This window comes from Klebsiella sp. G-Nf4 (assembly GCF_002810615.1).
GTDB classification, from domain to species: Bacteria; Pseudomonadota; Gammaproteobacteria; order Enterobacterales; family Enterobacteriaceae; genus Klebsiella; species Klebsiella variicola.
Genome location: NZ_PION01000007.1, coordinates 243,506 through 262,285, shown reverse-complemented (window position 1 = coordinate 262,285; position 18,780 = coordinate 243,506). Strand labels below are relative to the sequence as shown.

Genomic DNA, 18,780 nt, shown 5'->3' with positions numbered 1-18,780 from the left:
GGCTACGATACCGTTGTATACGTCTGCTGTCTGGCCCACTCGCGCAGCGCCTGGCGGGAAATCTTAATCCCACCGTTCTTTAACGTGTCCGGCAGCCGTAGCCAACGCACTGGCTGCTGGAAGCGCGCTAACCGCTCAGCGCTCCATGCCGCCAGCACGCTCAACTCGCAGCTGTCATCGCATTCCACCACCGCGACCGGGCGTTGACCGTATTCGACATCATCCAGCGGTACAATGAACGCCTGTTGTACCTGCGGATGGACAAGTAGCACGCGCTCGACCTCTTCCGGTTGAATACCTTCGCCGCCGCTAAAAAAAAGATTATCCATTCGCCCAACAACCGTCAGCCGACCATTGTGTAACTCCCCGCGATCGCGCGTCGCAAACCAGCCTTCATCATTGGTTAATGGCAATAGCTGACCGTCGCGCCAGTAACCCGCCGCCATACTCGACGCCCGCAGCCAGATCTCGCCGGCGACGATTTTCACCTCCCGCCCCGGCAGCGCTTCGCCCACATCCGCCTCGCCGTCGGCCTCTTTGGCACAGACCGTGGAAGCGAATTCGGTGAGGCCGTAGCCGCAGAAACTGCGTATTCCCTGCGCGAGGGCACGCTCAGTCAATTCGACCGGGATCGCTGCGCCGCCGAGCAGCACCGCCTTGAGGGAGACCGCAGCATTATCATTCAGCAAGCGCCACAGTTGAGTCGGCACCAGCGAAGCATGGGTACAGCCCTGCAGCATCTGCGCCAGCGGTTGCTTGTCGCGCACCGTCATTCGCGCGCCGGCCAGCAGCCAGCGCCAGATGATCCCCTGCCCGGAGACATGAAACAACGGCAGCGACAGCAGCCAGTCGTCTTCTGCGGCAAACGGCATCAGCGCCAGCACGCCAGCGGCGCTGGCCAGATGGGCGTTGGCGCTATGTACCGCCGCTTTCGGCAGGCCGGTTGAACCGGAGGTCAACGTCATCGACACCAACCGATCGCCATGCCAGCAAACGGCACAGGCGCCTTCTGCCACCTGCAGAGTTAACGCCGGTAAATTCCCCGGCAGCGTTTCACCGTTAAGCACCAGTTGATGCTGGACGGTTAACGCAGGCAGCAGTTCCTGCAGCAACACCTCTGGCAGCTGCGGATTCAGCGGCAGCACCCGCGCCCCGCACTGCAGCAATGCCAGCCAGGCGAGTAGCGTCTCTGGCTGGTTGTAGGCCCGAAGCGCCACGCCCTGACCTTCCATAACGCCCTGTGCGGCAAAGCCGGCCGCCAGCGCGTCAATCCGCGCGCATAGCTCACGCCAGGTCAACGCCTGGTCATTCAGGCGTAGCGCCTGCGACTCGCCGCGTAACTGACGCCAGTGGCGCCACGGCCAGTCGGAAAACATCACAGCAGTTGCTCCAGCTCATCAGCATTGAATATTGGCAGCGTACTCTCCGGCCACGCCCGCACCAGCTGCGCGCCCATCAGCGCCAGCGTATCGAGTCCGGGGATGGTCTGCGGCGTCAGCCAGGCGGCAACCCGCGCCAGCTGGGTTAACCCGAGGCTGGACTCGATTGACGAGCTAATCACCGCGCTCAGCCCCAGGGCGTGTGCCGCGGCGACCTGTTGCTGAACCTTTTGCACACTGCCGGTCAGCGTCGGTTTGATCACCACCGCGCGCACGCCGGGCTCCGCGACAAAGCGGAAATCCGCCTCGCGCAGGCTTTCATCCCAGGCGATAGCGATCCCCGTCTCGCGGCTAAAGGCCCGCGAGTCCTCCCGCGTTTTGCAGGGTTCCTCAAGAAACGCAATGCGTTGGCGATACGCGGGATTGACGTATTTGGCGAACTGCTGCGCTTTAAGCGGCGTCCACGCCCGGTTGGCATCCAGCCGCAGCTGGAGATCGGGGATGGCTTCCAGTAGCAGATTAACCACCATACCGTCGCGTACCGCCTCCCACAGCCCCACTTTCACCTTAGCGACTTTCTCGCCGGGCATCGCCGCCAGTTTGGCGAACAGCTCATCCGGATCGCCGGAACAGAGCGGCGCCGCGCGATAATCCGCTGCCTGCGGTAGTTCGCCGTAAAGCTCCGCCTGCGCGCAGCTAATACCAAACGCGACAGAAGGCAGTGTGGGAAGCGGCGGTTCCGCGCCGTCGCGCCAGGCCTGCGCCCACGCCAGCAGCGCCGTTTGCGCGTCTTCCAGCGTCTCGTCACTGAATCCCGGCAGGGGAGAAATTTCCCCCCAGCCCTCCCGTTCATCCTCCTGCAGGCGGATGAACAGCCCGTCGCGGGTTTTTAACCGCCGTTCGCGCAGAACCACGCCCGCGTCCATTGGTATCTGCCAGCGGTAAACCTGCGAAACGCGCATTATGGATTCCGTTTAAATTTGCTGAAGTCCGGCTGACGTTTCTGGTTGAAGGCGTTGCGCCCTTCCTGCCCTTCTTCCGTCATGTAGAACAGCATGGTGGCGTTGCCCGCCAGCTCCTGCAGACCGGCCTGGCCGTCGCAGTCGGCGTTCAGCGCCGCTTTCAGGCAGCGCAGCGCCATTGGGCTGTTTTGCAGCATTTCACGACACCAGCGCACGGTCTCTTTTTCCAGCTCCGCCAGCGGGACTACGGTATTCACCAGCCCCATGTCCAGCGCCTGCTGAGCGTCATACTGACGGCACAGGAACCAGATTTCGCGCGCTTTTTTCTGCCCGACGATACGCGCCATATAAGAAGCGCCCCAGCCGCCATCAAAAGAGCCGACTTTTGGCCCGGTCTGGCCGAAGATGGCATTGTCCGCCGCGATGGTCAGATCGCACATCATGTGCAGCACGTGGCCGCCGCCGATAGAGTAGCCGGCGACCATTGCCACCACCGGTTTCGGGCAGGTGCGGATCTGGCGCTGGAAATCGAGCACGTTGAGATGGTGAACGCCGGAGTCGTCCTGATAGCCACCGTAGTCGCCGCGGACTTTCTGGTCGCCGCCGGCGCAGAAGGCTTTCTCGCCTTCACCGGTCAGCACGATGACCCCGATATTGTCGTCATAGCGGGCATCCGCCAGCGCCTGAATCATCTCTTTGACGGTCAGCGGGCGGAAGGCATTGCGCACCTGTGGGCGGTTGATAGTGATTTTGGCAATCCCGTCAGTCGATTTTTGATAACGAATATCGGTATAGCCTTCTGAGCAATCGTGCCATTCAACGGGGGCGTAAAGCATTGCTTCATCAAGAGAGATCATAGAATGTCCTTCAGTTAACTTGCCAGAATCTGCGCCAGACAGGCAATCACCGCGGCGGGGTTGTCCCGGTGCGCGTTGTGTCCGGCATGGTGAATGATATGGGTATCGGCAGCGAGCGCTTGCGCGATGGCGCGAAACTTCGCGTCGCGTTCGCCGCAGAGGTAGTGAAAAGGAAAATCGCGAGCCTGCAGAGGCGCGCGCAGATCGGCCTGCCCGGCAAGGGAGGTTGCCTGCAGCATCGCCGCCAGCGTAGCGCCGTTATTGCGGCGACGTAGGGCGACCAGTGACGCGCGCTGCGCCGCATTCAGCGAAGCGAAAACCGGCTGCTGATACCAGTCGGCGAAGACCTGCGCTAACGGTTCGCGGCGAAAACGTTCTGCCCAGGCGCTGTCATTGCTGCGTCGCGCCAGCCGCGCCTCTTCATCCTGCAGGCCCGGGTGTCCGCCCTCGACAATCAGCCCGCGCAGTCCCGCACGCGGCTGGCAGGCGAAGTTCATCGCTACGCGGCCGCCCAGCGAGTAACCAATCAGCCAGTAGCTAAGGATGTTGTAACTATTAAGCGTACCCTGCAGCAGGGTATTGACCCCGGCAAAGTCCTGTACCGCGATATCCGCGGAGCCACCGTGGCCCGGCAGATCGAGATACAGCCGCGGCCAGGCGGGAAAAGCGTCGCCCACTTCACGCCACTCGTCGCGGTCGCCGGAAAACCCGTGCAGGAACACCAGCCAGGGATAGCCCGGCTGCCCGCCCTCAACCACTGCGTTTAGCGTCACAGGCGGCTTACCTGCGCCAGCAGCTGCTGGAGAGTCTGCGTGCCGTCGGTCTCGTTAACCACCAGCTCAATCACCGTCGCCCCCGCCCTGCGCCAGGCGCCGGCTAGCGCTTCATCCAGCGACTGCCAGTCATCAGGACAATGATAGGCCAGGCCGAACATCGCCGCCGCATGGCTGAAATCAACATCCTGCGGCATTAAGTAGAACTGGCGACGCTCGTCCTCCGGCGTCGGTAGCATGGAGAAAATCTGTCCGCCGTTGTTATTCACCACGATCAGCACCAGCGGCGCCGACGCCTGGCGCAGCAGGGCCAGCGAGTTGAGATCGTATAAGGCCGACAGATCGCCGACGATCGCCAGCGTCGGCCGCGCACTGGCGCGCTGCACGCCGGCGGCGGTGGCGATTAAACCATCAATCCCGCTGGCGCCGCGGTTGCTGTAAACCGGATACCCGGCCGGTAGCTGCGCCAGGGCGTCGATCAGGCGCACCACCAGGCTGTTACCGACAAACAGTTGCCCCTGCTCCGGCAGATAGCGCCGAATACGCTGCGCCAGCTGCGCTTCGCCAAAAGGCTCATTGCTGGCAACCGCCGCCTCCCACGCCTGGCGGGACAGCTCAGGGATCACCGTCGCCCACGGCTGACGTTTTTCCGCCGGATGCAGCTCAAGCCAGCGCTCAACGCTGGCGAGCAGACGGCGGCCGCGGTGCTGCGCCGGGTCGAGGCGGCCTGGCAGATTATCCACCAGCCAGTATTCATCCGGCTCGCAGGTGGCCTGCCACTGGAGGACGCGTTTGCCGGTCAGGCTGCTGCCGAGCTGCACCACGATCTGCGCCTGCGCCAGTTCGCTGACCGCTTTACCGTTGCCCAGCCACAGGTCGGCGCATGGCAGCGGCTGCCCGGTTTGCGACAGGACATCGCCGATCAGCGGCCAGCCCAGGGTTTGCGCCCACTCAGCCACTTTTTTACCTTCAGCCGCGCTCATTCTGCCCGCCACGACGACGCCGCGTTTTTGCCGCCAGAAGAACCAGTCGCGCTGTTTCTCACTCTCCATCTGTAGCGCCTGACGCAACCAGGGTTTATCGCTCTGCCACCAGTTGCCGAGCTGCTGCTGCCACTCCACGCCGGTCTCATCCATATCGCCATACAGCGGTTCGGCGAACGGGCAGTTGATATGCACCCCGCCGGCGTGCAGCTCGCCCAGCGCCTGGTCGATGGTCGAGACCAGCCAGCGGGCAGGAATATCCTGCGAGGGACGTGGCAAGGAGATCGTTTGCGAAGGGTGAGAAGCAAACATCCCCGGCTGGCGGATCGCCTGATTGGCGCCGCAGTCGATCAGCTCCGGCGGGCGATCGGCGGTCAACAGGATCAGCTTTTCACCGGTCAGCCCCGCCTCAATCAGCGCCGGATAGAGGTTCGCGGTGGCGGTCCCGGAGGTGACTATCACCGCCACCGGCTGCCGGCTGGCCTTCGCCAGGCCGAGCGCCAGATGGCCGAGACCACGTTCATCGAAATGGGTGTGATGAATAAAAGCGCGGTTTTCCGCCGCCGCCAGGGTTAAGGGTGTCGAGCGCGAGCCCGGCGCGATGCAGATATGCTGCACGCCGTGACGCGTTAAAGCTTCCAGGATCACCGCCGCCCAGCGTCGGTTAAATGCGCTTACTGACATGAAATTGTCCGGTATCAAATATTGATGCTAAGTATAGATAAGGCAAAGTGACGACGTTTTGATATGCATCGTCATTCCCGCCTTATGGACACAGCAGCGAGCGCAGCCCGGCCGCTTTGTTGTCAATCTCCTGCCACTCCTGCTGCGCATCGGAGCCGCTGACAATCCCCGCTCCGGCATACAACCGCAGGGTGTCGTGGTCCACTTTTGCCGAACGTAGCGCCACGCAAAACTCGCTTTGCGCCAGCGACAGATAGCCGGCGGACCCGGCGTACCATTCGCGGGCAAAGGGTTCATGGCGCTGAATGAACGCCAGCGCCGCCCGACGCGGCAGGCCGGCCACCGCGGCGGTGGGCTGTAGCTGCAGCAGACAGCGGCTATCGTCAGGCTCCGCCAGCTCGGTCCAGATACAGCGTCTGAGATGCTGTACCTTACGCAGCCTCACCACCTGCGGCGGCAGGACGTCCAGCGTCGAGGCCTCACTCTGCAGGCGCTGGCAGATATCCTCCACCACCAGCATGTTTTCCCGCTGGTTTTTGTCGTCTTTCATCAACCAGTCGGCCAGCTGCTGCGCCTTCGCGTCTTCCTGATGGTTCGCGACGGTCCCCGCCAGCGCTTCGGTGCGCAGCAGCGCGCCGCGCCGGCGCCACAGCCGTTCCGGCGTGGAACCGAAAAATGCTTGCCGGGCATTGAACGCCATCAGGAAATGAAAACAGTTAAGATTGCTGCGGCGGCTGGCCGCCATGATGCTCACGGCGTCCAGCGGGGCGGCAAACTGCAGGTCGGTTGCCCGCGCCAGCACCACTTTATCCATCTCACCGGCACTAATCGCTCGGGTCGCTCGCGTGATCATTGCCTGCCACTGAGGATAGTCGGATGAGTGGCGCTCGCTCAGCAGCGGCGGTATGGCGCCGGGTGTCGCCTGGGCGGTGGTCAGGCTGGCGAGAAAATCGCACGCCGTCGCGGCATCGTCGCGCAGAGAGATATCACTGTGCAGTACCAACCGCAGCATGGCCCTACCGCCGCACCGACGCCACTCCAGACGCGGCAGCACCAGGCTACCCTGCTGCGGTTCAAACGCATTCAGGCCGCAGATGCGCAGATCCTGCTGCCCGGTCTGGCGTAAAAAGCGGTTGGCCGCGTCGAGCGAGGGAAAGGTTTTTACCGCCCCCAGCGTCGCCAGCTCTTCATCGCCATTGCGCTGCTGCCAGTAAAACTGCGGCCACTGCGTCTGCTGGCCACACCACAGCAGCGGATCGAAGGCATCATTCAGCGGAAAGGTAATATCGATAATTCGCGTGCCGGGCGAGTCTGGCAAAGACTCACCCAGGCCGTCTTGCAAACGGGCCAGCGCAGTGGAAACAGACAGCACGCAAACCTCCACGGTAGTAAAACCCCACATTATAAGGGGTTCGACGGCGGAATAGCAGTACCCATGACGAGGGAGCGGATTTTATATTACCCGCCCGCCAGGCCAGAATCGTATTCGGACGCAGGAATTAAGGGGTCAGACAGCGCGGTTTTCTCGCGCCATTCCGATGTGGGGGATGCCATCCTCATCATAGACCTCGGTCACTGGCGTAAAACCGAAGTACGCGTAAAAAGATTGCAGGTGTGCCTGTGCCCCGAGGTAAATTGCCTTTTGTGGCCAGTGCTGCTGACAGCTGGCCAGCGCCTGCTCCATCAGCTGATAGCCGAGCTTCTCACCGCGGGCGGCCGGGCTGACGATGACCCGGCCAATCACCACCGGCGCAAACTCCTCTTCGCTTTTGAGGATCCGCGCGTAGGCCAGCAGTTCGCCATCGCGCCAGCCGAGCAGATGGCGATTTTCACCGACCAAATCATCGCCGTCGACATCCTGATAGGCGCACTGCTGCTCCACGACAAAGACTTCACTGCGCAATTTCAGCAGCGCATACAGCTGGGGAATGGAGAGTTCACTATGGTGGAGATCCTGCCAGGTCATCATCTGTAGCTCCTTATTGATATACTGATACTTTGCGACTCGCCCTGAGGACACTGGACGATGGAATTAACTTTTTTAGGAACATCCGCCGGGGTGCCGACCCGTACGCGTAATATGACGTCGATAATACTGAATTTGCAACAACCCACCAGCGCTGAAATGTGGTTGTTTGACTGCGGTGAAGGGACCCAGCATCAGTTTCTTCGCACGCCCTATCACCCCGGAAAACTGAATAAAATTTTCATCACTCATCTGCACGGCGACCACCTGTTCGGCCTGCCCGGCCTGTTGTGCAGCCGCTCGATGCAGGGGAACTCTCTGCCCCTCACCCTCTACGGGCCAAAAGGGCTCAAAGAGTTTGTTGAGACCGCGCTGCGTCTGAGCGGTTCGTGGACCGATTATCCGCTCACCATCATCGAAGTCGGCCCCGGACTGGTGTTCGACGAAGAGGGCTATCGGGTGACCGCATTCCCGCTAAGCCATCCGGTGGAGTGCTACGGCTATCGCATTGAGCAGCATGACAAGCCTGGCACGCTCGACGCCGCCCAGCTGATTGCCGATGGCGTGCGCCCGGGGCCGCTGTTCCATCAACTCAAGCTTGGTCAGCGCGTTGAGCTGGAGGATGGTCGGGTCATTGATGGCAGCCGCTATCTGGGGCCGTCGACGCGGGGTAAAACACTGGCGATTTTTGGCGATACCGCCCCCTGCCCTGAGGCGCTGGAGATGGCTCGCGGGGCGGATGTGATGGTCCACGAAACCACCCTTGAGCAGGCGATGGCGGAGAAAGCCAATAGCCGCGGCCACTCCTCAAGCCAGCAGACCGCGGCACTTGCCAAAGAAGCGGGGGTCGGCACGCTAATCGCCACCCACTTTAGCTCGCGCTACGATGCCGAAGGCTGCCTGCGTATGCTGGCGGAATGCCGGGAGATTTTCGCTAATACGCTACTGGCGGAAGACTTTATGGTCTATAAGGTGGAATAAAACTCGGGCATAAAAAAACCGCCATCTCGGCGGTTTTTTGGTTTGTCACCCAACTTACATCAGCGGCGTCGCCAGCTGCACGATGCTAATCAGCGGCTGCGGCCAGATACCGAGCACCAGCACCAGCAGGGCAGAGATCAGCACCACAATACCGCCAGCGCTGTACTGCCAGTTCGACGGCGCATCGCGGTTCAGTTGCTCCGGTGCGCTCAGGTACAGACTCACCGCCACGCGCAGGTAGTAGTAGAGACCAATCGCCGAGCCGACAACCACCGCGGCAACCAGCCACCACAGGTGCGCATGCACACCGACAGCCAGCACGTAGAACTTACCGATAAAGCCGAGGGTCATCGGGATACCGGCGAGGGAAAGCATCATCACCGTCATGACCGCGGACAGAATCGGACGGTGCCAGAACAGACCGCGGTAGGAGAACAGCGAATCCGCATCCGGGCCGCGGTACGGGCTGGACATCAGGCTGACCACGCCGAACGCGCCGAGGCTGCTGAACAGGTAACCGGCCAGGTAAACGCCCACGGCTTCCATCGACATTTCGCCGCTCTGCAGGGCGATCAGCGCCACCAGCAGATAACCGAGGTGGGAGATGGAAGAGTAACCAAGCAGACGCTTAATGTTAGTCTGGCTCAGCGCCATCAGGTTACCGAAGATGATAGAGGCGAAGGCGATAAGCCCCAGCACCACGCGTACCGCTTCGCTGTTGCCCACCGGCATGTACAGGAACAGACGCATCACCACGCCGAAGATAGCAATCTTGCTGGCGGTCGCCAGGAAGGTGGATACCGGCGCAGGCGCGCCCTGGTAAACGTCCGGCGTCCACAGGTGGAACGGCACCAGCGACAGTTTAAAGCCAAGACCGACAATCATCAGACCGAGGCCCGCCAGCAGCAGCGGCTCGTGCAGCGTATTGTCCGCCAGGCTTTTACCCAGTGCGAGGAAGGACAGGTTGCCGGAATTCGCGTACACCAGCGCCATACCGAACAGCAGGAAAGACGAGGCTGCCGCGGAGAGGATGGTGTATTTGATGCTCGCTTCCAGCGAACGTTTCTGGCGGAAGGCGTAGCCGACCAGGCCGAACAACGGCAGCGAAATCAATTCGATACCGAGGAACAGCGCCGCCAGATGATTCGCACCGGCCAGCAGAATGCCGCCCAGCGCGGCGATCAGCACCAGCAGGTAGAACTCTTCTTTGTTGTCCTTGTAACCCTCAAGCCACGGGTAGGCGAAAGTACAGGTCGCGAGGCTCGCCAGCAGCACCAGCCCGGTGTAGAGCATGGCGTAGCCGTCAACGCGGATCATCGGTGTGACGTCCATCGCCCCATTCTGGCCGACGAACCAGAGCGAGACCAGCGCAGCGTTAAGCCCGAGAACCGACAGCGTGGCATTGAGAAAATGATTGCGTCGCCACGCAATGGAGAGCATCACAACCACCACCGTCAAGCCGACGATCAGCAGCGGTAGCAGTGCGATCAGTTGTTGTGGAGTTATTGTCATGGCGAATTACGGCCTTGTAGTAGAAACAGAATTAACAAACCACTGCTGAATGTTGCTCATCGCAGCATGCGAGGTGTCGAGGATCGGCTGCGGGAAGAAGCCCAACAGCACCAGCAGCACCACCAGCAGCAGGATGATAGACAATTCACGCAGGGACATCCCCGGCAGTTCTTTCGCCGCGATTTCGCTTTTCGCTTTACCGAAGTAAGCGCGATGCAGCATCGACAGCGAGTAAACGGAAGCGAATACCAGACCAAAGGTCGAGATAACCGTGATCACCGGCACCACTTTATAGCTGCCGAACAGGATCATAAATTCGCCGACAAAGTTACCGGTGCCCGGCATCCCCAGGGTGGCGACGGCGAAGAACATTGACATTGCCGGCAGCCATTTAATTTTGCTCCACAAACCGCCCATCTGACGCATATCGCGGGTGTGCAGACGTTCGTACAGCTGGCCGCACAGAATAAACAGACCCGCCGCGGACAGACCGTGAGCGATCATCTGAATCACCGCCCCCTGATAAGCCAGCTGGCTACCGGTGTAGATAGCAATCAGCACGAAGCCCATGTGGGAAACGGAGGTATAAGCGATCAGACGTTTGATATCGGTCTGGGCGAAGGCCATCCACGCGCCGTAGAAGATACCGATCACGCCCAGCCACATGGCGATGGGCGCAAATTCGGCGGAGGCGTTCGGGAACAGCGGCAGCGCAAAGCGCAGCAGACCGTAGGCCGCGGTTTTCAGCAAGATGCCCGCGAGGTCGACGGAACCGGCGGTCGGCGCCTGGGAGTGGGCGTCCGGCAGCCAGCCGTGCAGCGGTACCACCGGCATTTTCACCGCGAAGGCGATGAAGAAGCCCAGCATCAGCAGGTATTCCACGCCGTGGGACATCGGCGTTTTCAGCAGATCTTCATAGTTGAAGGTCCACACGCCGGTGGCGTTGAAGTGGACGAAGGCCAGCGCCAGAATGGCGATCAGCATCACCAGACCGCTCGCCTGGGTATAGATGAAGAATTTGGTGGCCGCCGTGATACGCGTTTTACCGTCAGAGGCTTTGTGGCCCCACAGCGCGATCAGGAAGTACATCGGCACCAACATCATTTCCCAGAAGAAGAAGAACAGGAACATATCGATGGCGAGGAATACGCCGATGACGCCGCCCAGGATCCACATCAGGTTGAGGTGGAAGAAGCCCTGGTACTTTTCGATTTCGCGCCAGGAACAGAGCACCGCCAACACGCCGAGCAGGCCGGTCAGCACCACCATCAGCAGCGACAGACCGTCAATCGCCAGATGGATACTAATGCCGAAGCGTGGGATCCACGGCAGCACGAATTCCGACTGCCATTGCGGAATACCCGCGGATTGCGTCAGAGAATAGCCGCCCTGCATCCACAGCTGCAGGCCAAGCACCAGCGTCAGTCCCATGGTAATCAGCGCAATCCAGCGCGGCATTTTCACGCCAAAGCGTTCAGTCTGCCAGCACAGGAAGCCGCCGATGAAGGGGATTAATATTAGCCAGGGTAATAACATGGCGATTTTTATTCCTTGTTAAAGTCCCGTTCAGGACCGATTTTCAACGAATTCGACTACATTCACGTTTGAGTGCGGTTTGTTGTGTCGGGTGGCGCTTCGCTTACCCGACCTACGGTTTCGTAGGCCCGGTAAGCGAAGCGCCACCGGGCAAAACCGCGCGCTCAAATCAACGCAGTACCATCAGCAGAGCCAGCACCACCACCGCGCCAATGCTCATTGAAGCCACATACCAGCGCAGATAGCCGTTCTCGCTCACCAGCAGACCTTTGCCTGCGAAACGGGACAGAATCGCTGGGATATTCATCAACGAGTTCAGCGGATCGCTCTTCAGCAGCCAGGCAATCCCTAAGAAAGGTTTCACGAACACCTTGTCGTATAACCAGTCGAAACCCCAGGCATGGAACCACCAGGTACCGAAGAAGCGGCCAGGCGCGCTGTTGGCGATGGAGGTCACCAGCGTACGTTTGCCCAGCCACAGCCATGCGGCGATCAGGATGCCGGCAATCGCGATAATCCCGGAGGCAATTTCCAGCGTCATGACACTACCGTGCGCAAGCTCAGTGGTCTGCGGCAATACGCCCTCCAGCGGCGGCACAATCAGCGCGCCAACAAAGGTAGACAGCACCAGCAGCACGATCAGCGGCAGATGATGGGTAATCCCCTTCCCTGCGTGCGCGTGAATTTGCTCTTTACCGTGGAACACGATGAAAATCATACGGAAGGTGTACAGCGAGGTCATAAAGGCGCCGACCAGCCCCGCCACCATCAGATTGATATGGCCGTTGGCCATCGCGCCTGCCAGAATCTCATCCTTACTGAAGAAGCCTGCGGTGATAAGCGGCAGAGCGGACAGCGCCGCGCCCCCCACCAGGAAGCAGACATACACCAGCGGAATAGATTTGCGCAGGCCGCCCATCTTGAAGATGTTCTGTTCGTGATGGCAGGCCAGAATGACCGAGCCAGACGACAGGAACAGCAGCGCTTTAAAGAACGCGTGGGTCATCAGGTGGAAAATCGCCGCATCCCATGCCTGTACGCCCAGCGCGAGGAACATGTAGCCAATCTGACTCATGGTCGAGTAAGCCAGCACACGTTTGATGTCGGTCTGCACCAGCGCGGCGAAGCCCGCCAGCACCAGCGTTACCGCACCAACGATACCCACCAGATGCAGCACTTCCGGCGTCATCAGGAACAGGCCGTGGGTACGGGCAATCAGGTACACGCCCGCGGTCACCATGGTGGCGGCGTGGATCAGCGCGGAGACCGGCGTCGGGCCAGCCATCGCATCGGCAAGCCACGTTTGCAGCGGCAGCTGAGCGGATTTACCGACCGCGCCACCGAGCAGCATCAGCGTCGCCCACTGCAGCGTGGTGCTGCCGTTAGCGAAGTGCTGCGGCGCCAGCTCTACCATTTCACGGAAGTTCAGGGTGCCCAGTTCGTTATAAAGAATGAACAGCGCGAAGGCGAGGAACACATCGCCGACGCGGGTGACCACGAACGCTTTCATCGCTGCGGCATTGTTCTTCGGATCGGTGTAGTAGAAACCGATCAGCAGGTAAGAACAGAGGCCCACACCTTCCCAGCCGAGGTACATCAACAGCAGGTTATCGGCCAGTACCAGAACGACCATGCTGGCGATAAACAGGTTGGTGTAGGCGAAAAAGCGAGAGTAGCCCTCTTCGCCGCGCATGTACCAGGAGGCGAACATGTGGATCAGGAAGCCGACGCCGGTAACCACGGAAAGCATGGTCAAGGACAGGCCATCCAGCACCAGGTTGAAGCCGATGTTAAAATCACCGACCGACATCCAGTTCCACAGCGGTACGCTGACCGCTTGTTTGCCGTTAGCGAAAAAGTCGACGCCGACGTACGCGGTGACCAGCGCCGCCAGGCCTACCGACCCCATGCCAACGGTGGCGGAAAGGTTTTCCGACCAGCGTCCGCGGGAGAAGGCCAGCAGCACAAAGCCAATCAATGGCAAAAGAATGGTTAAGGCAAGCATGTTCATCCACGCAACTCACTTACTGAATCGATGTTCAGGTTCTGGCGGCGACGATGGAGCTGCAGCAGCAGCGCCAGGCCGATACTCGCTTCCGCAGCCGCGAGGCTGATGGCGAGGATATACATTATCTGACCATCTGCCTGGCCCCAGTAGCTACCCGCTACCACAAAAGCCAGCGCGGCGGCGTTAATCATGATTTCCAGGCTAATCAACATAAACAGCAGATTGCGGCGGATCACCAGCCCCGTCAGACCAAGCACAAACAGGATGGCCGCGAGGATCAGTCCATGTGTTAAGGGGATCATGCGTGTTCCTCCGTTTTTCTTTTGTCGCTGTCGTTCACGCGGTTGCTCAGCACCTCGCCGGCACGCTCTTCGCGGCCGATGTGGAAGGCGACCACCAGGCCCGCCAGCAGCAGCATGGAGGCCAGCTCCACCGCCAGGACGTACGGCCCAAACAGCGCAATACCCACTTCTTTGGCGTTGATCGCCGCGCCGTCGATACCCTGGTCGTTAATACCCAGGATGGCGTAAACGATAACCACCAGCAGCACTGCGGAAAGGATGGCCGGGCCAATCCAGATCCCCGGCTGCAGCCATTTGCGTTCCTGTTCGATCTCGCTGCCGCCCAGGTTGAGCATCATCACCACAAAGACGAACAGCACCATAATGGCCCCGGCGTAGACGATGATTTCCAGCGCACCAGCAAAGTAAGCGCCCAGCGAAAAGAACACCCCGGCAATCGCCAGCAGCGAAATAATCAGGTACAGCAGCGCATGCACCGGATTGGTGTGGGTGACGACCCGCAAGGTTGCGAGGATGGCTATCAGGCCACAGATATAAAAAGCGAATTCCATTGCCCTCTCCTTACGGTAACAGGCTCTTGACGTCGATTGGCTTAGCTTCGTTTTCCGCTTCACCTTTATCTTTGCCGTCGATTGCCATACCCGCCATCCGGTAGAAGTTATATTCCGGGTATTTGCCCGGACCGGAAATCAGCAGATCCTCTTTTTCGTACACCAGATCCTGACGCTTGTATTCACCCAGCTCGAAGTCCGGGGTCAACTGGATCGCCGTGGTCGGGCACGCTTCTTCGCACAGGCCGCAGAAAATGCAGCGTGAGAAGTTGATGCGGAAGAACTCAGGGTACCAGCGGCCGTCTTTGGTCTCTGCTTTCTGCAGCGAGATACAGCCCACCGGGCAGGCTACCGCACACAGGTTACAGGCAACGCAGCGCTCTGCACCGTCCGGATCGCGGGTGAGCACGATGCGTCCGCGATAGCGCGGCGGCAGATAGACCGGCTCTTCCGGATACATCCGGGTTTCACGTTTGGCGAAGGCATGCAGGCCAATCATCCAGATACTACGGACCTGGGTGCCGAACCCCACCAATAATTCTTTTAAGGTCATGTTCAATTCACCCCTTATTGCGCCTGCCAGAGAATGACAGCCGCCGTTACCAACAAGTTGACCAGCGTTAACGGCAGGCATACCTTCCAGCCAAAGGACATTACCTGGTCATAGCGCGGACGCGGTAATGATGCGCGGATCAAAATGAACATCATCATGAAGAACGCGGTTTTCAGCGCGAACCAGATGAAAGGAGGTAACCACGGGCCATTCCAGCCGCCGAAGAACAGCGTGACGATCAGCGCTGAAACGGTGACGATACCGATGTATTCACCCACGAAGAACAGACCGAATTTCATGCCGGAATATTCAATGTGGTAACCATCAGCCAGTTCCTGCTCCGCTTCCGGCTGATCGAACGGGTGACGGTGACACACCGCCACGCCAGCGATGGCGAAAGTCACGAAGCCGAAGAACTGCGGGATGACGTTCCACAGATGCGCCTGGTTGTTGACGATATCGGTCATATTGAATGACCCCGCCTGCGCCACCACGCCCATCAGGGACAGACCGAGAAACACTTCGTAGCTCAGGGTCTGCGCGGAAGCACGCATTGCCCCCAGCAGCGAGTATTTGTTGTTGCTCGACCAGCCGGCGAACAGCACCGCATAGACCGCCAGGCCTGCCATCATCAGGAAGAACAGGATGCCGATGTTCAGGTCAGCCACCACCCACGTCGGGCTGACCGGCACGATAGCAAAGGCCAGCAGCAGCGAGGTAAAGGCTATAACCGGCGCCAGAGTAAAGATCACGCGATCGGAGAAGCGCGGGATCCAGTCCTCTTTGAAGAACATCTTGATCATGTCGGCGACCAGCTGCAGCGAACCGCCCCAGCCGACGCGGTTAGGTCCGTAGCGGTTCTGGAACAGACCGAGCAGACGACGCTCGCCGAAGCTCATGAACGCGCCACAGGTGACGACCACCAGCAGAATGACCACGGCCTTCAGGATGCTTAACAGAATGTCGATAAGATCCGGCGTTAACCAGCTCATGCTTTCGCCTCCTGCAGTGAATCAATACGCGATCCGGTCAGCACCGGCGCAATGCCAGGCATCCCCATCGGTAAGCCAACCTGTCCTGCGGTCAGCCCTTCAGAGATAACCAGCGGCAGACGCAGGGTCTGGCCTTCCACGCTAAAGGAGAGCGTTGCCCCCGCGTTAACGCCCAGCTTCGCGGCATCCACCGGGTTCAGCTTAATGTACGGCTCAGGCATTCGGCTCTCGAACACCGGCGCGCGCTGAGACAGCTCATCGCTGCCAAACAGATGGTAGTACGGCGCGATACGCCATTTGCCCTCTTCCGCCTGGAAGCTGGCCGGCACCGCGGTGAAGTACTCCAGCCCGTTGGCGGACGCTTCAAACAGTCGAACGCCCGGATCGCCGTGGCGCAGTTTCCCGCCCACTTCATCCTGGAACTTGTTCCATGCCTGCGGGGAGTTCCAGCCCGGCGCCCAGGCGAACGGGATCTGCGAACGCGGTGCGGACGGCTGGTTGTTCCCTTCCATTGAGAAGGCGAACATCGTGTCTTTATCCTGCGGCTGACGCGGCTCATGCACGCTGATGTTGGCGCGCATCGCCGTACGGCCGCTGTAGCGGTGCGGTTCACGCGCCAGCTTCTGGCCGCGAATGCGGAAGGTCGCATCCGGCGCGGCATCTTTAATGCCTGCCAGCTGCGGCAGTGCGGTAATCGCCGCATCGATGACATGGTCCAGCTGCGTCCAGTCAACCTGACGGTTGTTGACGGTGCTGTGCAGCGAATGCAGCCAGCGCCAGCTCTCCAGCATCACGGTTTTCGCGTCGTAGTAAGCCGGGTCGTAGACCTGGAAGAAACGCTGAGCGCGGCCTTCGTTGTTCACCACGGTCCCGTCGCTTTCCGCAAAGCTTGCAGCAGAGAGCACCAGGTGCGCTTTGTCCATAATCGCGGTGCGCTGATGGTCAACCACCATCACCAGCGGGGCTTTCGCCAGCGCAGCGTCAACGCGCGCGGCGGAAGCATGACGGTGAAGGTCGTTTTCCAGCACGATAACCGCGTCGGCGGCGCCGCTTTCCAGTTCGTCCAGCGCCTCTTCAAGCGAGCCGCCGCCGATCATGCCCAGACCGACGCTGTTCACCGCGCGGGCGACCATGGTCACGCCGACGTCGGCGCCGCGGCCTTTCAGGGCTTTTGCGACGTTAGCGGCGGCCTGGATGATCTCCATGCTGCCGGCGTTGGTTCCGGAAATAATCAGTGGTTTTTTCGCCCCGGCCAGCGCCTGGACAATCACGTCAACCTTACCCTTCAGGTCCTGGCTCAGGCCATCAACTGCCGGCGCGCTGTCGTCCAGCGCATGGGCGATAGCGAAGCCCAGACGCGCCTGATCTTCCACCGGCGCGCGGTAGGTCCACGCGGCAATGTCATCCAGGCGGGTGTCATCGATGTTGGTGACGAATAATGGGTGCTTGGCGCGCTGCCCGATGTTGAGGATCGCGGCGATCTGCCAGTCGGCTACTTTCTGCGCCGCTGCCATTTCGCGTGCTTTCCCTTTCACCGCCTGGCGGACTGCCAGGGCCACGCGCGCGCCGGTCTGGGTAATGTCTTCGCCCAGCACCAGTACCGCATCGTAGGATTCGATATCGCGCAGGCTTGGGGTATGGATCCCGCCTTCACGCAGCACTTTCAGCATCATCTGCAGGCGCGCTTGTTCGCCTTTGGCGATGCCGGTATAGAAGTTGTCGGCGCCCACCAGCTCGCGCAGCGCGAAGTTGCTTTCGATGCTGGCGCGCGGGGAGCCGATACCGATCACTTTCTTCGACTGGCGCAGAATATCCGCCGCCCCCTGCATCGCCTGCTCGGCGTTGAGGGCAATCAGATCGTCGCCGCGGCGCTGAACCGGCTGACGCGGACGGTCTTTCAGGTTCACGTAGCCATAGCCGAAACGACCGCGGTCGCAGAGGAAGTAGCGGTTCACGGTACCGTTATAGCGGTTTTCAATACGACGCAGTTCACCATAGCGTTCGCCCGGGCTAATGTTGCAGCCGATGGAACACTGCTGGCAGATGCTCGGCGCAAACTGCATGTCCCACTTACGGTTATAGCGCTCGGAGTGCGTTTTGTCGGTGAAGACGCCGGTCGGGCAGACTTCCACCAGGTTGCCGGAGAACTCGCTTTCCAGGGTGCCATCTTCCGGGCGGCCGAAGTAGACGTTGTCATGCGCGCCATAGACGCCCAGATCGGTGCCGTCGGCATAATCTTTGTAGTAGCGCACGCAGCGGTAACAGGCGATGCAGCGGTTCATTTCGTGCGAAATAAACGGCCCCAGATCCTGGTTGCGGTGGGTACGCTTGGTGAAACGATAGCGGCGGAAGCTATGGCCGGTCATCACCGTCATATCCTGCAGGTGGCAGTTGCCCCCTTCTTCACAGACCGGGCAGTCGTGCGGGTGGTTAGTCATCAACCACTCCACCACGCTTTCGCGGAACTGCTTCGCTTCGCCGTCGTCAATAGAAATAAAGGTGCCGTCGGATGCCGGAGTCATACAGGACATCACCAGGCGACCACGCGTGTCTTCCGCGTTCTGATATTGCTTCACCGCACACTGGCGGCAAGCACCAACGCTCCCTAGCGCCGGGTGCCAGCAAAAGTAGGGAATATCAAGACCAAGAGAGAGACAAGCCTCTAGCAGGTTGTCCGCCCCGTTGACCTCGTATTCTTTGCCGTCTACATGAATCGTAGCCATTTGCGTGCTTCCAAAAAT

General features: G+C 60.3%; 16 protein-coding genes. 1 reads left to right on the top strand and 15 read right to left on the bottom strand.

Annotated features, from left to right (window positions below; translation table 11 throughout):
- Positions 1–2 precede the first annotated feature (2 nt).
- The 7 genes from menE to CWM57_RS16340 form a co-directional block, all read right to left on the bottom strand.
- Positions 3–1,379 carry an o-succinylbenzoate--CoA ligase gene (gene menE / locus CWM57_RS16370; RefSeq protein ID WP_100676089.1) on the bottom strand — a complete coding sequence of 459 codons (1,377 nt, stop codon included), beginning with the start codon at positions 1,377–1,379 and terminating at the stop codon, positions 3–5.
- Positions 1,376–2,341: an o-succinylbenzoate synthase gene (menC, locus tag CWM57_RS16365; protein ID WP_100631081.1), complete on the bottom strand. Its 966-nt coding sequence runs from the start codon at positions 2,339–2,341 to the stop codon at positions 1,376–1,378. Before menC ends, menE begins: the two co-directional genes overlap by 4 nt.
- On the bottom strand, positions 2,341–3,198 hold the full coding sequence (menB, locus tag CWM57_RS16360) for a 1,4-dihydroxy-2-naphthoyl-CoA synthase (RefSeq protein ID WP_032733386.1): 858 nt from the start codon (positions 3,196–3,198) through the stop codon (positions 2,341–2,343). The genes menC and menB overlap by 1 nt, the downstream gene beginning before the upstream one ends.
- Positions 3,199–3,212: 14 nt before the next feature.
- A complete protein-coding gene (menH, locus tag CWM57_RS16355; protein WP_100676088.1) occupies positions 3,213–3,971 on the bottom strand; it encodes a 2-succinyl-6-hydroxy-2,4-cyclohexadiene-1-carboxylate synthase in 759 nt (252 codons plus the stop codon).
- A complete protein-coding gene (gene menD, locus CWM57_RS16350) occupies positions 3,968–5,638 on the bottom strand; it encodes a 2-succinyl-5-enolpyruvyl-6-hydroxy-3-cyclohexene-1-carboxylic-acid synthase (protein ID WP_100676087.1) in 1,671 nt (556 codons plus the stop codon). The genes menH and menD overlap by 4 nt, the downstream gene beginning before the upstream one ends.
- An 82-nt stretch (positions 5,639–5,720) precedes the next feature.
- Positions 5,721–7,010, bottom strand: coding sequence for an isochorismate synthase MenF (menF, locus tag CWM57_RS16345; RefSeq protein ID WP_074387947.1), 1,290 nt, complete (start codon positions 7,008–7,010; stop codon positions 5,721–5,723).
- A gap of 135 nt (positions 7,011–7,145) precedes the next feature.
- Positions 7,146–7,607: a GNAT family N-acetyltransferase gene (locus CWM57_RS16340; RefSeq protein ID WP_074387946.1), complete on the bottom strand. Its 462-nt coding sequence runs from the start codon at positions 7,605–7,607 to the stop codon at positions 7,146–7,148.
- 57 nt (positions 7,608–7,664) lie between these two features.
- Between CWM57_RS16340 and rnz the strand changes: the two genes are divergently transcribed.
- Positions 7,665–8,585 (top strand): ribonuclease Z, encoded by a 921-nt coding sequence (rnz, locus tag CWM57_RS16335; protein WP_074387945.1) that lies wholly within the window; start codon positions 7,665–7,667, stop codon positions 8,583–8,585.
- Positions 8,586–8,639: 54 nt separating this feature from the next.
- Here rnz and nuoN read toward each other — a convergent pair whose 3' ends face one another.
- The 8 genes from nuoN to nuoG all read right to left on the bottom strand — a co-directional run bounded on the left by nuoN (position 8,640) and on the right by nuoG (position 18,762).
- A complete protein-coding gene (gene nuoN, locus CWM57_RS16330; RefSeq protein ID WP_008803951.1) occupies positions 8,640–10,097 on the bottom strand; it encodes an NADH-quinone oxidoreductase subunit NuoN in 1,458 nt (485 codons plus the stop codon).
- 6 nt (positions 10,098–10,103) lie between these two features.
- Positions 10,104–11,633, bottom strand: coding sequence for an NADH-quinone oxidoreductase subunit M (gene nuoM, locus CWM57_RS16325; RefSeq protein WP_061153795.1), 1,530 nt, complete (start codon positions 11,631–11,633; stop codon positions 10,104–10,106).
- 169 nt (positions 11,634–11,802) lie between these two features.
- The gene (gene nuoL, locus CWM57_RS16320) at positions 11,803–13,644 is read right to left on the bottom strand and encodes an NADH-quinone oxidoreductase subunit L (protein WP_008803949.1); all 1,842 of its coding nucleotides are present in this window, start codon (positions 13,642–13,644) and stop codon (positions 11,803–11,805) included.
- A complete protein-coding gene (gene nuoK / locus CWM57_RS16315; RefSeq protein ID WP_002913148.1) occupies positions 13,641–13,943 on the bottom strand; it encodes an NADH-quinone oxidoreductase subunit NuoK in 303 nt (100 codons plus the stop codon). Before nuoK ends, nuoL begins: the two co-directional genes overlap by 4 nt.
- Positions 13,940–14,494, bottom strand: coding sequence for an NADH-quinone oxidoreductase subunit J (nuoJ, locus tag CWM57_RS16310; RefSeq protein WP_004201743.1), 555 nt, complete (start codon positions 14,492–14,494; stop codon positions 13,940–13,942). Before nuoJ ends, nuoK begins: the two co-directional genes overlap by 4 nt.
- A gap of 10 nt (positions 14,495–14,504) precedes the next feature.
- Positions 14,505–15,047: an NADH-quinone oxidoreductase subunit NuoI gene (nuoI, locus tag CWM57_RS16305; protein ID WP_008803948.1), complete on the bottom strand. Its 543-nt coding sequence runs from the start codon at positions 15,045–15,047 to the stop codon at positions 14,505–14,507.
- Positions 15,048–15,061: 14 nt separating this feature from the next.
- Positions 15,062–16,039, bottom strand: a complete 978-nt coding sequence (nuoH, locus tag CWM57_RS16300; RefSeq protein WP_002913156.1) for an NADH-quinone oxidoreductase subunit NuoH — start codon at positions 16,037–16,039, stop codon at positions 15,062–15,064.
- Positions 16,036–18,762 carry an NADH-quinone oxidoreductase subunit NuoG gene (gene nuoG / locus CWM57_RS16295; RefSeq protein ID WP_100631075.1) on the bottom strand — a complete coding sequence of 909 codons (2,727 nt, stop codon included), beginning with the start codon at positions 18,760–18,762 and terminating at the stop codon, positions 16,036–16,038. Before nuoG ends, nuoH begins: the two co-directional genes overlap by 4 nt.
- Between the last annotated feature and the right edge of the window lie 18 nt (positions 18,763–18,780).